This is a genomic window from Paraburkholderia sp., assembly GCF_035656215.1.
Lineage (GTDB): Bacteria > Pseudomonadota > Gammaproteobacteria > Burkholderiales > Burkholderiaceae > Paraburkholderia.
The window spans coordinates 1-18,317 of sequence record NZ_DASRSY010000060.1 but is presented as its reverse complement, the minus strand read 5'-3'; the positions used below and the strand labels follow the sequence as shown (position 1 = coordinate 18,317).

17 protein-coding genes and 2 pseudogenes are annotated in these 18,317 nt (G+C 61.3%); 9 read left to right on the top strand and 10 right to left on the bottom strand.

Annotation, left to right across the window (positions count from 1 at the left end):
• From VFE81_RS03380 to VFE81_RS03370, 3 genes and pseudogenes are all read right to left on the bottom strand, one after another.
• A pseudogene (locus tag VFE81_RS03380) lies at positions 1-94 on the bottom strand (IS5/IS1182 family transposase); the annotation flags it as partial.
• Positions 95-126: 32 nt separating this feature from the next.
• Positions 127-1,920 (bottom strand): pyridoxamine 5'-phosphate oxidase family protein, encoded by a 1,794-nt coding sequence (locus VFE81_RS03375; protein ID WP_325043234.1) that lies wholly within the window; start codon positions 1,918-1,920, stop codon positions 127-129.
• 39 nt (positions 1,921-1,959) lie between these two features.
• Positions 1,960-2,601 carry a glutathione S-transferase gene (locus VFE81_RS03370; protein WP_325043233.1) on the bottom strand — a complete coding sequence of 214 codons (642 nt, stop codon included), beginning with the start codon at positions 2,599-2,601 and terminating at the stop codon, positions 1,960-1,962.
• A 128-nt stretch (positions 2,602-2,729) separates the two neighbouring features.
• Here VFE81_RS03370 and VFE81_RS03365 point away from each other — a divergent pair, with 128 nt between their 5' ends.
• Complete coding sequence (locus VFE81_RS03365; RefSeq protein ID WP_325043232.1) at positions 2,730-3,644, top strand: LysR family transcriptional regulator; 915 nt, start codon at positions 2,730-2,732, stop codon at positions 3,642-3,644.
• Here the strand turns inward: VFE81_RS03365 and VFE81_RS03360 are convergent.
• The 5 genes from VFE81_RS03360 to VFE81_RS03340 form a co-directional block, all read right to left on the bottom strand.
• Entirely contained in the window at positions 3,610-4,599 is a 990-nt protein-coding gene (locus VFE81_RS03360) for a fatty acid desaturase (protein WP_325043231.1), read from the bottom strand. The genes VFE81_RS03365 and VFE81_RS03360 overlap by 35 nt on opposite strands.
• Before the next feature lie 111 nt (positions 4,600-4,710).
• On the bottom strand, positions 4,711-5,487 hold the full coding sequence (locus VFE81_RS03355; protein WP_325043230.1) for a CDP-diacylglycerol diphosphatase: 777 nt from the start codon (positions 5,485-5,487) through the stop codon (positions 4,711-4,713).
• Between the two features lie 66 nt (positions 5,488-5,553).
• Entirely contained in the window at positions 5,554-7,008 is a 1,455-nt protein-coding gene (iaaH, locus tag VFE81_RS03350) for an indoleacetamide hydrolase (RefSeq protein WP_325043229.1), read from the bottom strand.
• A gap of 186 nt (positions 7,009-7,194) precedes the next feature.
• On the bottom strand, positions 7,195-7,410 hold the full coding sequence (locus VFE81_RS03345) for a transcriptional regulator (protein ID WP_325043228.1): 216 nt from the start codon (positions 7,408-7,410) through the stop codon (positions 7,195-7,197).
• A gap of 349 nt (positions 7,411-7,759) precedes the next feature.
• Entirely contained in the window at positions 7,760-8,419 is a 660-nt protein-coding gene (locus tag VFE81_RS03340) for an NAD(P)H-dependent oxidoreductase (protein WP_325043227.1), read from the bottom strand.
• Positions 8,420-8,879: 460 nt separating this feature from the next.
• Here VFE81_RS03340 and VFE81_RS03335 point away from each other — a divergent pair, with 460 nt between their 5' ends.
• Together VFE81_RS03335 and VFE81_RS03330 are read left to right on the top strand one after the other, a co-directional pair.
• Positions 8,880-9,560: a J domain-containing protein gene (locus VFE81_RS03335; protein ID WP_325043226.1), complete on the top strand. Its 681-nt coding sequence runs from the start codon at positions 8,880-8,882 to the stop codon at positions 9,558-9,560.
• A 222-nt stretch (positions 9,561-9,782) separates the two neighbouring features.
• A pseudogene (locus tag VFE81_RS03330) lies at positions 9,783-10,283 on the top strand (low molecular weight phosphatase family protein).
• A 58-nt stretch (positions 10,284-10,341) separates the two neighbouring features.
• Here the strand turns inward: VFE81_RS03330 and VFE81_RS03325 are convergent.
• Together VFE81_RS03325 and VFE81_RS03320 are read right to left on the bottom strand one after the other, a co-directional pair.
• Positions 10,342-10,620: a hypothetical protein gene (locus tag VFE81_RS03325; protein ID WP_325043225.1), complete on the bottom strand. Its 279-nt coding sequence runs from the start codon at positions 10,618-10,620 to the stop codon at positions 10,342-10,344.
• 325 nt (positions 10,621-10,945) lie between these two features.
• On the bottom strand, positions 10,946-11,272 hold the full coding sequence (locus VFE81_RS03320) for an H-NS histone family protein (protein WP_325043224.1): 327 nt from the start codon (positions 11,270-11,272) through the stop codon (positions 10,946-10,948).
• A 769-nt stretch (positions 11,273-12,041) separates the two neighbouring features.
• Between VFE81_RS03320 and VFE81_RS03315 the strand changes: the two genes are divergently transcribed.
• The 6 genes from VFE81_RS03315 to VFE81_RS03290 all read left to right on the top strand — a co-directional run.
• Positions 12,042-12,353, top strand: a complete 312-nt coding sequence (locus tag VFE81_RS03315) for a hypothetical protein (RefSeq protein ID WP_325043223.1) — start codon at positions 12,042-12,044, stop codon at positions 12,351-12,353.
• A 301-nt stretch (positions 12,354-12,654) separates the two neighbouring features.
• A complete protein-coding gene (locus VFE81_RS03310) occupies positions 12,655-13,902 on the top strand; it encodes an MFS transporter (RefSeq protein ID WP_325043222.1) in 1,248 nt (415 codons plus the stop codon).
• Between the two features lie 182 nt (positions 13,903-14,084).
• Positions 14,085-14,837 carry an SDR family NAD(P)-dependent oxidoreductase gene (locus tag VFE81_RS03305; protein ID WP_325043221.1) on the top strand — a complete coding sequence of 251 codons (753 nt, stop codon included), beginning with the start codon at positions 14,085-14,087 and terminating at the stop codon, positions 14,835-14,837.
• A gap of 98 nt (positions 14,838-14,935) precedes the next feature.
• Positions 14,936-16,264 carry an MFS transporter gene (locus VFE81_RS03300; RefSeq protein WP_325043220.1) on the top strand — a complete coding sequence of 443 codons (1,329 nt, stop codon included), beginning with the start codon at positions 14,936-14,938 and terminating at the stop codon, positions 16,262-16,264.
• Positions 16,265-16,312: 48 nt separating this feature from the next.
• Positions 16,313-17,491 (top strand): L-rhamnonate dehydratase, encoded by a 1,179-nt coding sequence (rhmD, locus tag VFE81_RS03295; protein ID WP_325043219.1) that lies wholly within the window; start codon positions 16,313-16,315, stop codon positions 17,489-17,491.
• Positions 17,492-17,555: 64 nt separating this feature from the next.
• Positions 17,556-18,317: SDR family NAD(P)-dependent oxidoreductase (locus VFE81_RS03290; protein WP_325043218.1), on the top strand; the 762-nt coding region annotated here is incomplete at its 3' end.

Sequence of the window (18,317 nt, the reverse complement as noted above, 5' to 3'; positions counted from 1 at the left end):
CGCTGACGTCCATCAGCGTCAGATACGGTGCCGCGAAGTTCCACTCTTCGTCGGATACATCACTCGGATACCCTTTGCGGTCTGCTCTTTTCATGCCGCCAGGATACCAGGTCCAACCCAAAGTGCCTAACACGCTCTAAGTGCCGGTGGGGTCGCGGGCGTGCGTTTGACGGTTGCTGGTCCAAACGCCTCGAAACGGATTCTGTTATCGGCAACATTGAGCGCGCGCAATCCTTCATACAGTTCACGCATGAACAACTCGGGACCACATAGATAGAAGTCGTAGTCGTCGAAGGGTAGTGCGCGCTTGATTTCCGCGATGCTCACGCGACCGGCCAATGTGCCGGAAGGCGCGTGGGTTGCCGGGTCGGCGGCGCTGTCGAACAGGTGCATCGAGACCGCAGGATGGCGCGCCGCGAGTTCCCGCAAGTGCGCACTGAACGGCCGCTCGCCGTCGCTTCGCGCGCCATGGAAAAAATGCAGCGGGCTGGTCTGCGTCTGCGACTCGCGCGCTGCGATTGCGTGATGCAGCATCGTGATCATCGGCGTGATGCCGATGCCTGCGGAAATGAACACGGCCGGGCGCGGACTGGCTGAATCGTAGGTGAACGTGCCTCGCGGTGCCATCGCTTCGATCTGCATGCCGGCGGCGAAGCGTTCATGCAGCCAGGCGGAGCCGACTCCGTCGCGCTTTACGGTGATTCGGTACTGCCGCCGGTTGCTCGTGTCAGACAGCGTATAGGTGCGCGTGAGCGGCTTGTCCAACTCGTCGACCGGCACGCGGATCGGCAAGTACTGGCCAGGCTCGTAGGCCGGCAATGGCGCGCCGTCCGTTGATTCAAAATAGAACGAGCGGACCGTGGGCGTTTCTTCGTGCACGGCGACGATCCTGAGCTTCTTCCACGGCGACTGGAGCGGTGAAGTGGGCAATGAAGCGGGCGATGAAGCGGGCATCGCGAACTGCGGCGCATAGGCGACTTCAGACCAGCGAAACGGCAACGCCTCGCGGCTGCGCCGCACTTCCGTAATACGAAAGCGTACGAGGCGCTCGGCCAGAGGAAAGTCGGCCAGTTCCGCGCCGTCCCAGACGATCTCGGCGAGGGCGGCGATATACAGCAGATCGCCGCTCGCGAAGTCTACGAACAACAAACCCGCGCGTGGATCGTGGAGCAGATTGCCCAGTGTGTTGAAGAAGCGGTTGCCGCTGAAATCGGGTGTTGTCAGGGTGGTGGCGTCATCGATACGCACGAAGCCCGGCATGCCGCCGCGATGCGAGACATCGGCGCCGCGCGCTGGGCCGGCTTCTTCGCCGACGTTCGCGCTGGCGATAAAGAAAGTATCCGCGTTGGCCAGCAATGCGCGATCCGCGTCGTTGAACTCGGTCGTTATCTCAACCGGTGTCCGCGTGCTGGTTTCGCCGCGCGCAACGAATGTCGGCGTACGGCTCTGAATATACTTTGCGCAGTTGCCGAAGCTTTGCATGACCTCGAGCGTGACCGTATCGCCATCTACCGACGACACGACACCGTTGACGCGATTGCGACGGCGAGTCTGCGCTTGCAGACCCAGGCTACCGATCATCATGCCGGGCTGCCAGCGGCCGGCCAGCGGATCGCCCGGTAAAACGCCGCCGTCGATCCGCAAAGTGCGCGCGTCAGGGGACGACACAAACCCGGGTGCGGCAGCGCGCAGGGTGGCCCACGGCTGGCCTTTTGCATCGAGAGCACCGAACACCATGAACGGCTGTTCGGAGAAAAACTGCCGATGCTGATCCGGCATATAGCGGCGAATACCTCGACGACCGCTCGACTCCGCTTCCTCGCTCACGCCTGCACGCCGCTGCGCCATGCGCTCGGCGGCGTGAAAGGGCGCGTCGGCAGCATCCCAACCTCGCGGCGTGCTGGAAGAGTGTTGAGACATGACGGGCTCGGGTTGTTGCTGCGTGCGTTTTGTCTTCACTCAGTCGGCGAGCAGTCCCGCTTTCGTCGCGGGCATCGTAATGAAGCGCGGCAGCGCTTCGACACGACGAAGCCATGCCCGGATGTTCGGGTACGGTTCGAGCGATACGCCGCCTTCCGGCGCATGGGCGATGTAGGTATGCGCGGCGATGTCGGCAATGCTCACGTGCTCTCCTGCAGCGAAAGGTTTGCCGGCAAGTTCCGCGTCGAGCACGTCGAACAGCTTGAGGGCAATCTTCTGCGCGGTGTCAAGATTGAGCGGCGCGCCGAATACCGTCACCAGCCGCGCGGCGCACGGCCCGTAAGCGATCTGCCCAGCCGCGAGCGAGAGCCAGCGTTGCACCGCGGCGGCGCCAAGCGCGTCTTCCGGCAGCCATGAGGGGTCGCCATAGCGTTTCGCCAGATAGACAAGGATCGCATTGGAATCGAACAGTACCGTGTCACCATCTTCGATCGTCGGCACCTGACCGGACGGGTTGAGCTTCAGATATTCGGGGCGGCGATTGTCACCGGCACGCATGTTCAGTTCGATCACTTCAAACGGCAGATCGAGTAACGTCAGGAACAACTTGACGCGGTGTCCGTGCCCTGAGAGCAGGGTGGTGTGAAGTCGGATCGGCCGGGCGGGTTTTGCGGCAGACATTGAAAGCTCCTGGATCGGTGAAAGCCGACACCCGTCGGCTGGAATAAGGCGAGCCTACCGTCCCGCGGCGCAGCGCAGAAGCCTGCTAAGCTAGAAAACATAATCAATCGAAGATGGACAATCGACAAATGGCAGATATACGGGATGTCAATCTGAACCGCCTTGCGATTTTTGTTGCAGTGGTGGAAGCGGGTTCCATGACTGCAGCGGCGGCGCGTCTCGGACTCACGAAAACAATGGTCAGCACGCATATGCAGCGGCTCGAGCGCGAGATCGGCGCAGGCCTGCTTGTCCGAACGACGAGGCGGCTCAGCGTGACCGAAAGCGGGCGCGCCTTCTACGAAGCAAGTTGCAAGATCCTGCAGGCAGCCGAGGAAGCGCTCTCGGCCGTGTCGGGCGAATCGGCGCCGCTGCGAGGCACCTTGCGCGTGAGTGCGCCGATTGACTATGGATCCTTGGTGGTGGCGCCGGCGCTCGTCGAGATGCGCCATACCTATCCGGAACTCGATATCGAACTGGTCTGCAACGATCACTATGTGGATCTGATCGCGGAAGGCATTGACGTAGCGATCCGTCTGGGGCAACTGGCCGACTCGGGCTATCGGGCTGTGAAGATTGGCGGATTCGTCAAGTGGATCGTTGCTAGTCCGGCATTCATCGATAAGTGGGGCAAGCCAAAGACGCCGGCTGCGCTCGCCGCTATGCCGCATATCGCATTGTCGGTCTTGCCGCATCCGTTGACGCTGGATCTGCAGCGTGCGAAAGGTGCAAAACAAAGCGTACGGTGCGAAAACGCGATGCTGGTGAATGCGGCCGATGCAGCCCGTGCGGCGACGCTCGCAGGTGGTGGCTTCGGATTGCTGACTGATTTTTCGATCTCGGCAGACGTGGCGGCGCATCGGCTGGTCCGTTTACTGCCTGATTGGTCCGGCAAGCCCAAGGGCATACACGCGGTGTTTCCGCCTACCCGTTATCCGACGGCAAAGGTACGCGCGTTGATTGATGTGATCAGGAGAACGCTTGAATCGCAGGGGGGCGGTTAGCGCTGGACAGATTGTCGCTTTCTGGATGCACGGCGTGACTGACCGCAGTTAGCGCGTAAGTCGCCAGCCATTCCTTGTAGCCCTTCACCAGGAAATCTCCATTGCGTGCGAGGTAAGCGGCGCGCCGCTCCTCATAGACGCCTTTCAGTGCGAACCACGGCACGTGCGGTAGATCGTGATGCACCGCGTGATAGTTATTGTTCAGAAACAGCAAACGCCAGAACCATCCCGCTTCGTTGATAACGGTACGATGCTCGTGCGCATGTGCCGCCCGATGTTCCTGAAACGAGCGGATCGAGCCCAACGACAATGACCCATACCCCGCGCCGACGATAAAGACCCACGCAGGGATTCCGCACGCGCGTTGAAGCCACACCGTCAGTGCGGCTAGCGCGGCCAGATGCGCGAGCCACATTGGTACATCGCGCCAATCGCCGCGTTTGATTTTGTCGAGCGCATTCACGCCCGTTGCCGCAATGGCAAAAGCCGGCCCGACAAGCAAGCGGCCGGCGAACGTATTACGAAACGTCAGCAGCGCGCGAATCGCAAAACCCGCACGTTGCCATACATGCTGACTGACAAAGTAGCTTTCAGGATCGCGCTCGGGCAGCGTCAGATGCGGATCGTCGTGATGCTGAAGATGCGAATCACGGTAGACGCCATACGGAAACCACACCGCGAGCGGCGCGCATCCCAGCAGTGCGTTGAAGAGCGGCGAGCGGGTCGGATGTCCGTGCAGCAGTTCGTGTTGCAGGGACATGTACCACGCGCCGAGCAGTGCCAGCAGTACGATGGTCAATGGCAGGCCGAGCGCGCGTGCATGTGTCGCCACGCTGAACCATCCGCCATAGATTGTGACGATCAGCAGCCACGTTGGCCATTGGGTGCGCCATGTCAAGCTTGCAGCCTGCCGGGCGAGTGCTGTGCGTTGCGTGTCGTCGAGGTAAATCGCCATCGGCTGGATCGGTCGGAATGCAGGTTTAGACCGATCCTACGGACCAATTCACACGACTAGAACCATTTTGTTCAGCAATGCATCTGCAAAATCGTGCAAAGGTGGGGACGTTCAGCCAGCGTCCGCCACACGGCAGGCATGATCGAGCAGGCCTTCCGCTGTGCCGCTGCCGTCGTCGGCATCGAGGCTGCTATTCAGGACGAGCCAGCCGTCCTTCTCCGCCGACGGCCCCGCACCGGTCACAAGGATGGTTTGCATGGCCATCGCCGCTCTATCCCTGTTGTCACGCGCGACGATGCGAAACGGATTGTGCGCCTGAGTGAGCGAGGTGACGCGCATGATCCGGTAGCGCTGGCCGTCGAGCGTATCCCAACGCCACTCGTCAGGCGTGTCCTTCGCGTGACGCGCGAGTGCGTCGCTCACGTCGCTGTGCATGCAATCGATATGGATATGCAACTGGTTTTGCGAGCGGCGGTATTGCGAGTTGATCTCGATGCCGAGTTGATTGTCGGGCAAGGACCGCTTGACGGACTTTTCGACGTAAAGCCGCGACACCCACGCGTCGTCCCAGTAGTCCTGTGCATTCGGCGCCAGCACGAATGGGCTTTCTATGCCCGTGACACGGTCGGTTGGAATCAGCAGATGCTGCGAGCGGCCGACGATGTCCTTCAGGATCACATAGCGTTTGTCGAGGTCGACGACCGTGCATTGGCCCGGCGTCCCTGTGGCCTGTTGCGACGGCACGCAACGCAGATCGACGATTTTCCAGAGCGCGTTCGGATCGACTGCGGCAAGGCGCACACAGGAGGAAGCGGTAAAGGCGACCGCCAATACGGCGACGGTTCGCAGAATCGCTCGCCGAAGGCGGGCTGGTTTTGACACGGTCATCGGCATGCGGATCGGCACTTTTTTATCGGAGTTTTCAACAGCATCGTTGGTGTCGTCTTGAAGCCGTCAAAGCACCGGCGCCGGCAGCACGCCGAGCAATTGCTCGAATGCGACGCCGATCGCCAACAGCCGTCGATCCTCGCCGAGCGGTCCATCCAGTTCCAGACCGACCGGCAAGCCGCTCGCGCTCATCCCCGCTGCCAGCGACAAGCCCGGAATGCCGGATGTACTGGCCGGATCCGTATTGCGCAGGAACGCGTCCATCGTATCGATCGACGCGGCGCCGTCGATCGATACTGTCGACGAGCCGTTCAGGTCGTCGATCGGCACCGCAGTGAGGCGCGTGGTTGGGAACAGTAGCGCGTCGAGACGCTCATCCGCGAATGTCGCGGCCACATACTGCTGCAAGCGCGGCCGCCACAGCTTCAGTGCGGCGTCGTAATGCGAACCGAGCACGTCGGCGAGCACGCCGTCGTAGATCGCGCGCACGTCCGGACTCGCGATGCGGGCCGCCATTTCAGCCACCGTCTTGACCGGCGCATCGTTGGCGACGAGCCACGCGAGCACGTCTTCGCGCGGTTCGTGGATCGCGATCGGGCCACCTACCTGGCCGTTCAAGGTTTCCAGCTCGCTCATTTCGACGGGCACGAAGATGACGCCCGCTGCTTCGAGCCGGCGCAAGGCGGCGCGCGCGACGTCCTCTACCTGCCTTTCGAGCCCTTCCCAGAGCGGCGCGGGCAAACCGATACGCAAGCCGTTCAGCGTGAGCGTGGGTAGAGGTCCCGTTCCGGTAATCACGCCGTCGAGCAAAGCGATATCGGCGACCGTGCGCGCCATCGGACCCACGGTATCGCGCGTATGGCTGATCGGCACGACGGCATTCGGGTCGTGATAGCGCCGCTCGGCGCCGCCGTTACCGACCGAGGGACGAAACCCAGCGATGCCGGTCAACGCAGCCGGAATGCGGGTCGAGCCGCCGGTGTCCGTGCCGAGACCCGCGGGCACGATGCGCGCGGCGATCGCAACAGCGGTGCCGCCCGACGAGCCGCCTGGAATCAGCGAAGGGTCATATGGGTTGCGCACAGGCCCGGCGTGGGGAGCGAGGTTCGTGCTGGTGATGCCGAACGCCAGTTCGTGCATGTTGGCTTTACCGAGCACGATCGCGCCGGCGTCCAGAAGCCGTTGTACCGAAGGTGCGTTCGTCTTCGGTACGAAGCCCTCCAAAGCGGGCGTGCCCGCCGAGGTCTGCAAGCCGGCCGTGTTGATGTTGTCCTTCACGACGATGGGCAAACCGGCGAGCGGTAACTGCGCTTTTGCTTCGGGCGGCAACGCATCGATGCGCTGCGCGGCGGCCAGCGCACCGTCGAGGTCGAGCGTGGTGAGCGCATTGAGAGTCGAAAGCGCCGCTGCCCGCGCCAGCAGCGTGGCCATATAGTCGGCGGCTTTGAGGCGCCCGGACTGGATCGCTGCGACCGCTTCCGTTGCGGTCAGCGCCAACTGTTCATCAACGGTCCATGTCATCGCCGGCGTCCCCTTGAGCTGAAGTGACGCCTATTCTGGCACAGCCGCTTAAAGACCGGCGCCGCGTGGCGCAACGTGGCCCGCGTTTGCCGGCTCGTGGGGCGGTTGGGTTTCCAGTTCTGCGCGGTTGACCGGCGCGACCGCTGCTATGGATTCTTCAGGCGCTATCGGAAGGGCCTGCTGTCGTTACTGGTGGCTGTCGATCCACATGCGTCCCCATCGGAATGCATAGGCGAGCGCATGTTCTTCGTCGAAGAAGTAATCGAGTGCGTCGAAGGAGTAGGCCTGGCCCTGGTTTGCAGAGGTTTTCTCGATGGTCAGGTTGGCGGCGAACAGGCCGTTGGGCAACTGTTGCGCAGCCGGTGCGACTTCGTAGCCCTTGTAGCGGATATTTGAATTCATGGTCGTGGCGGTGAGTGTGCCCGCGTGTGGTGCTGAGGAGCCGGCGCAACACAATCTAGTGCGTCAGGTAACCGGTGAGTGAGCGGGCAGGATCAAGCGTAGGCCGCGCCGCGCAGCGGGTGAACCAATCTTTCGTCGTAAGCAAATCAGCGAGGTTCTGGAACGGTCTTCAGGCGGCCGGATCGGACCATAGTCGATGAGCGTGAAGACACTATCCGGCCATTGTTGGCGAATGGTCTGTTATGTGGCGCACGGTTTGGAGTCGGTAGAGCGGCCGCGTGGAGGAAACCGGCCGGTAGGAAGATTCGTGGACCGCAAGCCGCGATCCACGATGCAATACGGTTCGCGTTTAAACCGCGTGCAGCAGCCGGGCAGGTTGCGTTTCCTTGACTGCATTGCCGAGCGGCGCGGCTGTCGGCGTGCGATGGGCGTTGAACGCCAGCGCGAATTGCGCGGCCTGCTGGCCAACCGTGGCGAGCTGATCGACAACCTTGGCGTCGGAGCAGGTGTCGACGGTGTCGAAGCGCGTTTCCAGCGTGTTGATCCCGGCCCCGAACGGCGTGGGCCAGCCGCGCAACGCATGGACGATCGAGCGTAGCGAGGTCAGCACCGAGCCTGCAGCCTGCCAGCCATAAGCCGTGACGATACAGCCGACCGCGCGGCCATCCAGATACGGCCGCTCATCGGCGCGCAGTTCCTCGAGCGTGTCGAGCGCGTTCTTGACGAGGCCCGAGACACCGCCGTGATAGCCGGGCGTCGCGATGATGAGCGCGTCCGCATGGCGCACGGCTTCGATCAGTTCGAGCTGTTCGACGGTGCGTTGAGGGTTTTCCGGCGCGTAGTGGGGCAGGCTATGCAGGAAGGTGCCGCCAAACAGGCGGGTATTCGCTCCAGCGGCTTCCGCGCCACGCAGCGCAAAGCCGAGCGCGCGCTCGGTCGACGACGCCGCGCGTGTCGTGCCGCCGATACCGATGACAAGCGGCCGGCGATGATGTTCGAAACTGGTCAACGAAATGCTCCTTCGGTAGCGGCTCACGGAACGCTGGCGCGGGGCTGCGGGCAGACGAACCGGGGCGAACCGGACTTTGAAGTGTCATCTTAATGACCGCTGCGAGCCGGGCGAAGCGACTTTTTGTTCTAACGATATAACCGTGCGGGGTTACCGGCGGCCCAGTGGGTTGCCTGAGGGACGTTTCGAAGCCGATACGCCGCCCTGTGCAATGCAGTTGAAGCCGCGCCGGATAAGCATATGGCGATCCATTGGTTGGGGGCACGATGACGCACGGCTATGATCGAATCGTCTCCTCCATGACATCTCCTTGACATGGGACTCGGCCTCGCTACGTCAGTGGTGGGGCCTTTTTTTGTCTGGTCTTTCAGTGGCTTAAGCGCTCGCCGCTTCACGATAAAGCCGTTTTTCGCATGCTACGATGGTCCGCGAAGCGATTCCCGGCGAGGTCGAGCAAGCAATGGCAACCCTATATGACACGCTCGGTGTGCACGTGCATGCCACAGAAGAAGAAATCAAGCGCGCCTACCGCAAGGCCGCGATGAAATGGCATCCGGATCGCAACAACGGCGCCGAAGAAGTTGCGCGCGCCACCTTCCAGGAAATCAAGGACGCGTACGCGATCCTCTCCGACGCCGCGCAGCGCAAGGTGTATGACGCGGTCTATACCGAGCAGATGCGTGGCTGGGAGGCGCAGCGTGCACGCCAGCAAAAGGCGCAAGCTGACCGCGAGGCAGCGGCGCGCGCCGCGGACGAAGCGGCCTATGCCGAGATGGTGTCACTCGCCATGCGTTTCGCCGATGACGGCCACAATCGCGATGTGCTGTTCGGCGTGCTGCTAGGACGTCGATGCGACGCGCGGCGGGCCGCTCAGATCGCTGATAGTGTCTCCGCATTGCAGGCGTCGCGACGCGAGGCCGAGAAGGCGGAGCATGCTGCCGAGGCGGCCGCGAAAGCGGCGGATGTCTCTGAAGTTTCCGCCAAAGCGCAGGCGCCTGCCGCCAACGACGATGCCGCCAATCATGGCGCGCCAGGTAACCGCGGCAATCCAGGCAAGCGTGAAGAAAATGCTGGCGACGCTCATCCGGCCGGTGTACTGGGGGGACTCTGGTTTCAATTCCTGAACGGCCTGCGTTTTTGAAGAGGCCCGTGCGCACCGCTCGCGCGGTTGACAGCATACTGAAAGATTCGACTTCGCGCGGCTAGACTTCGTCACAGCAGCAACACGTAATGCCCGTGAGTTATCCGTCCCGATACAAATCCTCATAGCGCAAAAAATTAAGTCATCGTAATGTCACGAGGGCGCAAGAGTGGGCTGGCAGAATTGCGCAGAGGGATAAGAAAAACACGGTACGGGGTGAGCGTGACCAGAAAATACAAGGTGCTGTTTCTCTGTCGCGAGAATTCAGCACGCAGCATCATTGCCGAAGCTTTACTGCGCGAACTGGCCTGACACCGGTTCGACGCATTCAGCGCGGGGCCGGAGCCGGCCACGCGAGTTCATCCCAGCGCGATCGCGCAATTGCGCCCCGGTATTTCGGACCTCGGCGTGCTCAGCCCCAAAAGCTGGCTGGAATTCACGGGCGAATGGGCACCGCGAATGGATCTTGTCGTCGCCATGGACGAGTGCGTCGCCGGGCATCATGCGCCGCTCTTTCCCGGAGAACCGCCCTCGTGTAGCTGGATCTTTGCCGATCCGCTCGCCGATGGAATGCTCGAGCCGGTGCGACGCCGTTCGTTTGAAAAGGTGTTCTGGCAGATCGTCCGGCAGGTCAGCACATTCATCGACTTGCCGCAATACGCGGCGGCGTGGGAGGCTGCCGCGAGCGTCGAGGCGCGGGCTTGCGTGAGCGACGCGTTATGAGCATCCCCGGCGTTTCATCCGGCTGAGCCATGCCAGACGCGAAACGCGGGGTGCGTTTTCACTCTGCGGTTTTCGGGGGCGTCATCGGGTCGTTGGGCGACATCGAGTGCATGTCGGTGTTGCTCGAGTCCATCATTTTCGACGGGTTCCCGGGCCACATCGCTTGCGGGCTCGTGGCCGGGTCGCCGTGATACGTCATTCCTGCCGTGGGGGTGCCGTGCGCGTTACCCCCACCGGTGCCACCCTGGCCGTTGCCGCCACCTTGTGCGAAGGCCCCACCGCACGCCATTGAAAGAGCGGCGGTCGCGAGCATGATTTTAAGCGTGGAATTGCGCATGATATTTCTCCTTGCGAACTCATCAGGCATTAGGGTCGCTGCCCGTTACTTCGGCATTAGCACTTTGTCGACCACCATGATGACGCCGTTGCAACCAATTTTCTTTTCATGACCGGTCCCCTCGAGACGCAACGCGTAATTACGCTGCTCTGACCGGATATACGGTGGGCCCAGTCGTCTGGATGCAAACCGTCGGCGCACGACTTCTCTTCGCCAGCCTAAGTGGCGTGAGCACGCCCGCGTCGACGACCGTGTCAGACCTGTTGTTGCCACCAGAAAAGTACGGGGTAGTGCCTGTGCGCCAGCGGTTCAACAACCCGTCTGCCTAGCGGTTGTTCGGGCGCGCGAGCGGACTTCCCGCGAACGGGTCGTTTAGCCAATCCACCTGTTTTCTCGGCTGCGGAGCGGGTGCCGGCGTGGCCGACAATTCGAAGTGGTCGATTGATTGACCTGCGCTAATTGCCTGTTTAAGCCATTGGGGCATTTCACCCTGGCCGTCCCAGCTATCTCCCGTTGCGCTGCGGTAGCGCTCGGCGGTTTGCCTCTTCGGTTCGGCCGCCAGCACCGCGGCGAGGTCTTCTGGTTTGATACCAAACTCTTCCATGCGGTGGCGGAGATACGCAATCATGCTATCTCGCTTCCTTTCGTCCATAAGATATTCGTCCTTCTAAAGCGTCCGGCGTTCTGTCAATTACAGATTGCGAGGGAAAGCCGCGAAAGCACTGAGCCCACGTAAATGGGGTCCGCCCGCGGTAAAGTTATTGATCGAAGGAAATCCTGGTGGCAGCGTTAAAAAACGATGCCTCATAAATTGCGTAACTGCATTTGCCCGGCGAGGCCGCCTGTACGGCTGGCCGCGCCAATCAGCGAATATTCAGGCGCTCCGCCACGCGGCAGGTACGGCTGGATAAGCCCTACGGCTGCTATGGAAAGAGCACTGATGAAGATGCACTGATTACGGATGGCCGGTCTCATGCCCACGCTCCGTCTCTCGCCGGTGCCTCGCGCGGGGCTGATTTTGTGCGTTATTCCAGCATCATAGCGCACTGTTCGAGTAAAGCACGCGCCAGCCCGGCTGATTTTGTTGCCGCATGTCCCTGATCGACCTGCAGCCGCCCCCACAAACACTGTCTGCGCCGCCGGGATTGAAATCCTGAGCGGCCGACCTATAACGAAACTGCGGAGCAACAATCTGCGTTTCCAGCCTGGTGGCGACCGGCTCCGGTAAGCCGCGCGTGCACGCCCGACATCGGTTTCAGGTTTGGCAACTAATTACTCATTTAGTTCGGTGACTCGCCGCAGCAGTCCCGCATAAGTATTCGCCCGTCCGTCAGTTCGATCTGGCGACACGACGTTTTTTCGCGGATCAATTCTTTTTGAAGGAGATGAGGACTGCCGCGCCGGATTCGAGGAGTCTGGACATGAAACTACGTTTATTGATGGCGTTGGCAAGCGTCGCTCTCTTTCTGGTGCCGAATTCAGCCGGCGCACTGGACAGTCAGCAGGACGACGCTGGGTCGGGCCGGGCGCTGATGCAGCAGAACGCGAACGAATCAGCGCAAGACACAACCGACATGTCGTTTAGCGAAACTGGGCGGGCCGTGATGCCGGTTGGCCAACCGGTGCAGAACGTCTCCTATGGCGGTGTGGCTGCTGGCGCGGCGGAAGCTGGAGGTCGACAGGAGCGGCCGTGTTCTTCCGGGCCGCAATGCAGGATCTATTTGGGTCAATAACAGACCGGTAGTTCAGGAGGCGGTGACGAGCAACATGCACCGCCTCTCACCAATCCGCGCACGGAATCCTTGTCGAAATACCCACACGCCCGACTGCGTTTTTACGGAGTGGTCAGCGAGCGATTTAATACGATGTTAAGGTGTGTTCCGTTCAGGTCTTCACCGACTCGTTTTCCGGCCGCAAATCATAAGCAGGCAAATAGCGCCTGCTTTTTTAATTGTGATCGGCTGTCCGTGAATTGATTAGTCCGGTATGACTGCTCCAATCCCACCCGTTGTTTAGTTACTCGCAAACAATACTATGTTGATGGAAGATAATCTGCCGGTGAGCACTGCCTCGCCGGACGATGGCGCCTCGTCGTCTCTGCGTTCGTGGCTCGCTGTTGTAGCCGTTGCAATCGGTGCGTTTGCATTCGTGACCACGGAGTTTTTGCCCGTTGGATTGCTGCCGCGCATCGCGGCGGATCTGGGCGTGCTGCCTGGCACCGCAGGCTTGATGGTCACTGTGCCGGGTGTAATTGCCGCCATCTCCGCGCCCGGTTTGATGCTGGTGGCCGGGCGGATGGATCGCCGGCGTGTATTTCTGTTGCTCACGGCCTTGCTGCTGGCGTCGAATCTGATTTCAGCTTTTGCGCCCGATTTTCTGTCCATGCTGCTCGGACGTGCGCTGCTCGGTGCGGCATTGGGCGGTTTCTGGACGTTGGCGACAGCGGCATCGGGGCGCCTCGTGAAGCCGAAGGATTCGGCTAAAGCCATGGCAACGATTCTGACCGGCGTGACCTGCGCGACAGTGATCGGTGTGCCGCTCGGCACGTTTATCGCCAGCTTCGCGTCGTGGCGTGTTTCGTTTATGGCAACCGGCGTGCTCGTTGCGATCGCGCTCGTGGCTCAGTTCGTCTTCGTGCCGTCCTTGCCGTCGACAGCCGCATTGCGGATGCGCAATCTGGTGGCGCTGCTGCGCCGCCCGCATCCGCGTAGAAGCATGCTGATGGTCGCGCTCGTATTCGGCGCGCATTTTTCCTCCTACACGTACATCACGCCGTTCCTGCTGCGTAACGCGAATTTCACGATGTCGACGATTACGTTGCTGCTGCTCGGCTTCGGCATGATTGGGTTCGTTTCGAACTTCGCCGTTTCGTCGACGGTAACGCGTAACCTGAAGATGTCCGTGGGCGCGATGATTTCTCTGCTCATGTTCGCGCTGTTCGCCATGCCGTTGTTGCAACAATCGCCAATCGGCGTCGCCGCGTTCGTACTCGCGTGGGGTGTTTCGTTCGGGGCGTTGCCGCTGTGTTTCAGCATCTGGATTCAACGCGCTACGCCGGATTCGCCGGAAGCGGGCTCGGCGCTGTTTGTCAGCGTCATTCAGGTGGCGATTGCGCTGGGGTCGCTCATTGGCGGTGTGGTGGTCGACCATGTCGGCATTTCCGCCGACTTTCTCTTCGGCAGCGGTTTGGCGCTGCTGGGGCTCGGGGCGCTCGCGAGTTTTGGGCGGCGCGAGCACGTGGTGGCTACGGAATCGATAGCGTGTCCGGCGTGTACTGAATAACGGGCAGGCCCATCAAGCGCCACGCCCACCGATCCACTTTTGTTATCGCCCCCTCCAATACACGGATTGTTAGCGCATCGCACCGCTCGTATATTTGCTGAACGAAAGCAGAGGCAGCACGGACAGCAGAAAATACAACAACTGAAAGGCAAGCCGCCCGGGCTTGCCACAGGAGCAAAGCGATGAATCGAATCGATCTGGAGGGGCGTGTTGTCGCCATTACCGGCGGCGCGCGCGGCATTGGTTACGCGGTGGCCCAACGGGCGTTGAACTCGGGCGCGTCGGTCGCCCTATGGGATATCGACGCCGAGCGCCTCGCGCGCAGCGAGCGCGAACTCAGCGAACTGGGCAAGGTAACGGCTATCACGGTCGAACTCACCCAGGAAGCCTCGGTTGTTCAGGCGGTGGCACAAACCGTCGCCGCCCACGGCGCGATCGACGTGCTGATCAACTGCGCCGGCATCACCGGCGGCAACGGTACGACGTGGGAGCTGGACCCCGAGGTCTGGCGCCGTGTGATCGACGTGAATCTGATCGGACCGTATCTCACCTGCCGCGCGGTCGTGCCGCAAATGCTCAAGCAGGGTTATGGCCGGATCGTCAATATCGCGTCCGTGGCCGGCAAAGAGGGCAATCCGAATGCCTCGCACTACAGCGCTTCGAAAGCCGGGCTCATCGGCTTGACCAAATCCCTCGGCAAAGAGCTTGCGACGAAGAACATCCTCGTCAATGCGGTCACGCCCGCAGCGGCCAAAACGGAAATCTTCGATTCGATGTCGCAGGAGCATATCGACTACATGCTCTCGAAGATTCCAATGAACCGGTTCCTGATGCCGGAAGAAGCGGCGTCGCTGATTCTCTGGCTCTCGTCCGAAGATTGCGCGTTCAGCACTGGCTCGGTGTTCGACTTGTCCGGTGGCCGCGCCACTTACTGAGTCGTCACAGCTTCAACTAAGCCGTAGCAGTAGCGGCAGCCGTGCACAAAGGCAAAAAAACGCAGAGCGCGACCCGCGATCTCTGCGAAGGAGACGACATGAATCCGCATTCGCCCGCATCACTGGAGGCGATCAACAGCAAGGTCATGCGCCGGCTGTTGCCGTTTCTCTTGCTGATGTATGTACTGGCGTTTCTTGATCGCGCCAATATCGGCTTCGCGCAGAAGGCATTGCAACACGATACGGGTTTGTCTAACGCGGCTTTTGCCTTCGGCGCGGGCGTGTTCTTCGTCGGCTATGCGTTGTTCGAGGTACCGAGCAATCTGCTGCTGCATCGGGTCGGCGCGCGTGCGTGGATGTGCCGGATCATGGTGACCTGGGGGCTCGTCTCGGCGGCGATGTGTCTCGCCCATACGCCGACTGCATTTTACTCACTGCGTTTTCTGCTGGGTGTCGCCGAAGCCGGTTTCTTCCCCGGCGTGATCTATTACCTGACCCACTGGTTTCCGCAAGCGGCGCGAGCGCGCGCGGTGGGCGTGTTCTATTTCGGTGCGCCGCTGGCGTTCATCTTCGGCAGTCCGCTGTCGGGTTCCTTGCTCGAATTGCATGGCGCAATGGGGCTGGCCGGCTGGCAGTGGCTGTTTCTGATCGAGGGGGCGTTGGCCTCATTGGTCGGCGTATGGGCCTTCTGGTATCTCGACAACCGTCCTGAAGACGCGCGCTGGCTCGACGCGCAGGAACGCAGCACCTTGCGCAGTGCACTCGATGACGATGCGCGCGCCGCATCTGCTCACGGGCCGCGTCACATTCTTGCCGCACTGGTGGACCGCCGCGTGTTGCTGTTTTCGGCGATCTATCTGCTGATTCAGATGAGCGTCTACGGCGTGATCTTCTATTTGCCGCAGCAAGTAGCCGCTTTGCTCGGCACGACGGTCGGCTTGCGCGTGGGCCTCGTCGCCGCGCTGCCATGGCTGTGCGCGCTGGCCGTGACGTGGTACGTGCCGCGTCGTGCGGATCGCACAGGCGGACACCGGCGCTGGGCGGTCGCGCTGCTGGTGCTCGCAGGTCTCGGTATTGGCGCCTCGGGGCTCGCGCATAACCCATCGGTCGGCTTGATCGCGCTGTGCTGCGCGGCCAGTGGTTTCATCGCCGCGCAACCGCTGTTCTGGACATTCCCGACGCGCTATCTCACGGGTGCCGCGGCGGCGGGCGGGATCGCGCTGATCAATTCACTCGGCGGCCTCGGCGGGTTTATTGCGCCGAGCCTGCGTACCGCGGCGGAGCGAACTTTCTCGTCGACTTCGGCAGGGCTGATCGTATTGGGTGTGTCGAGTCTGCTGGCAGCGCTCATGATCGGCACGCTGTTGCGTCGTGACGGCGCAGATTCAACCTGGTCTTTCCAACACTTACTGCACCGCGCCCGTTAGGCGCATTGTCGGATGCACGTTCGACGCATCAACAACGGAGCCCTTTTTATGGCCATGCCTACTATCCGGCACGTGCGTGCCTTCATCGTCCGCGGTGGCGGTGCGGATTATCACGATCAACCTGACGGACACTGGATCGACGATCACATTTCTACGCCGATGGCGCGTTATCCGGAGTATCGCCAGAGCCGCCAGTCGTTCGGTATCAATGTGCTCGGCACGCTGGTGGTGGAGATCGAAGCTAGCGACGGCACGGTCGGTTTCGCGGTGACGACCGGCGGTGAGATCGGCGCGTTCATTGTCGAGAAACATCTCGCACGTTTTCTCGAAGGCCAGCTCGTCACCGACATCGAGAAGATGTGGGATCAGATGTATTTCTCGACGCTGTACTACGGCCGCAAAGGCGTGGTGTTGAATACGATCTCGGGTGTCGATCTCGCGTTGTGGGATTTGCTCGCGAAAGTCCGTAAGGAGCCGGTGTACCAACTATTGGGTGGCCCGGTGCGCGACGAACTTGTGTTCTACGCAACGGGCGCGCGTCCTGATCTTGCGAAAGAGATGGGTTTCATCGGCGGAAAATTGCCGTTGCAGCATGGTCCTGCTGAAGGCGAGGCAGGTCTCAAGAAGAATCTCGACAAGCTTGCCGAGATGCGTAGCCGCGTCGGCGACGACTTCTGGTTGATGTACGACTGCTGGATGAGCCTCGACGTACCGTATGCAACGCGACTCGCGCAGGCGGCGCACGAATACGGTTTGAAATGGATCGAAGAGTGCCTGCCGCCGGACGACTACTGGGGTTACGCCGAACTGCGCCGCAACGTGCCACGCGGCATGATGGTGTCGACCGGCGAGCATGAAGCGACACGCTGGGGGTTTCGCATGCTGCTGGAGATGCAGTGCTGCGATCTGATTCAGCCGGATGTGGGATGGTGCGGTGGCATTACCGAACTCATCAAGATATCGGCGCTCGCCGATGCCCACAATGTGATGGTGGTGCCGCACGGTTCGTCGGTGTATAGCTATCACTTCGTCGTCACGCGGCACAACTCGCCATTCGCCGAGTTTCTGATGATGGCGCCGAAAGCGGATGAAGTGGTGCCGATGTTTACGCCGCTGCTACTCGACGAACCGGTCCCCGTGAATGGACGGATGAAGGTGCCGGACACGCCGGGGTTCGGCGTGCGGCTCAATCCGGAATGCGCGCTGGTGCGGCCTTATCCGCGTTGAATGTGAGTGGAACCCAAGCTCGATCTACAAGACTTCATATTGATCCAGCCAACAGGAGAATGACGTGTTGCTCAAGGACAAGGTTGTGATCGTCACCGGCGGCTCGCGTGGCATTGGCCGCGCGATAGCGGTTGCGTGCGCAACCGAAGGCGCGGATGTGGCGATCAACTACTGGGGCGATAACGACGCATCTTATGGACGCCGTTCGGCCGTTGCCGAAGTGGTCGCCGAAATCGAAGCGTTGGGACGGCGCGTGATCGCGATTGAAGGCAACGTAGCCGCGCGCGAAACGGGTCAGGAACTCGTTCGCCAAACCGTCGAAGCCTTCGGCAAAGTCGACGTGCTCGCGAGCAATGCCGGCATCTGCCCATTTCACGCTTTTCTCGACATGCCGCCCGACATATTGGAGTCGACCGTGGCAGTCAATCTGAACGGTGCGTTCTATGTCACACAAGCGGCCGCGCAGCAGATGAAAGCGCAGGGCACGGGCGGCGCGATCGTGGCGACGAGCTCGATCAGCGCCCTGGTAGGCGGCGGCATGCAAACGCACTACACGCCGACCAAAGCGGGTGTGCATTCGCTGATGCAGTCATGCGCGGTTGCGTTGGGGCCATACGGCATTCGCTGCAATTCGGTGATGCCCGGCACGATCGCGACCGACCTGAACGCGGAAGATCTCGCCGACGAAGCGAAGAAAGCCTACTTCGAAAAGCGCATTCCATTGGGAAGATTGGGTCGTCCGGAGGACGTCGCCGATTGTGTGGTATTCCTTGCTTCCGATCGCGCGCGCTATGTAACGGGCGCCGCGCTGCTGGTGGACGGCGGC

Excerpts from the sequence above, each read along its gene's own strand:
- VFE81_RS03375 (WP_325043234.1), bottom strand. The coding sequence starts at position 1,920 with ATGTCTCAACACTCTTCCAGCACGCCGCGAGGTTGGGATGCTGCCGAC.
- VFE81_RS03370 (WP_325043233.1), bottom strand. The coding sequence starts at position 2,601 with ATGTCTGCCGCAAAACCCGCCCGGCCGATCCGACTTCACACCACCCTG.
- VFE81_RS03365 (WP_325043232.1), top strand. The coding sequence starts at position 2,730 with ATGGCAGATATACGGGATGTCAATCTGAACCGCCTTGCGATTTTTGTT.
- VFE81_RS03360 (WP_325043231.1), bottom strand. The coding sequence starts at position 4,599 with ATGGCGATTTACCTCGACGACACGCAACGCACAGCACTCGCCCGGCAG.
- VFE81_RS03355 (WP_325043230.1), bottom strand. The coding sequence starts at position 5,487 with ATGACCGTGTCAAAACCAGCCCGCCTTCGGCGAGCGATTCTGCGAACC.
- iaaH (WP_325043229.1), bottom strand. The coding sequence starts at position 7,008 with ATGACATGGACCGTTGATGAACAGTTGGCGCTGACCGCAACGGAAGCG.
- VFE81_RS03345 (WP_325043228.1), bottom strand. The coding sequence starts at position 7,410 with ATGAATTCAAATATCCGCTACAAGGGCTACGAAGTCGCACCGGCTGCG.
- VFE81_RS03335 (WP_325043226.1), top strand. The coding sequence starts at position 8,880 with ATGGCAACCCTATATGACACGCTCGGTGTGCACGTGCATGCCACAGAA.
- VFE81_RS03325 (WP_325043225.1), bottom strand. The coding sequence starts at position 10,620 with ATGCGCAATTCCACGCTTAAAATCATGCTCGCGACCGCCGCTCTTTCA.
- VFE81_RS03320 (WP_325043224.1), bottom strand. The coding sequence starts at position 11,272 with ATGGACGAAAGGAAGCGAGATAGCATGATTGCGTATCTCCGCCACCGC.
- VFE81_RS03315 (WP_325043223.1), top strand. The coding sequence starts at position 12,042 with ATGAAACTACGTTTATTGATGGCGTTGGCAAGCGTCGCTCTCTTTCTG.
- VFE81_RS03310 (WP_325043222.1), top strand. The coding sequence starts at position 12,655 with ATGTTGATGGAAGATAATCTGCCGGTGAGCACTGCCTCGCCGGACGAT.
- VFE81_RS03305 (WP_325043221.1), top strand. The coding sequence starts at position 14,085 with ATGAATCGAATCGATCTGGAGGGGCGTGTTGTCGCCATTACCGGCGGC.
- VFE81_RS03300 (WP_325043220.1), top strand. The coding sequence starts at position 14,936 with ATGAATCCGCATTCGCCCGCATCACTGGAGGCGATCAACAGCAAGGTC.
- rhmD (WP_325043219.1), top strand. The coding sequence starts at position 16,313 with ATGGCCATGCCTACTATCCGGCACGTGCGTGCCTTCATCGTCCGCGGT.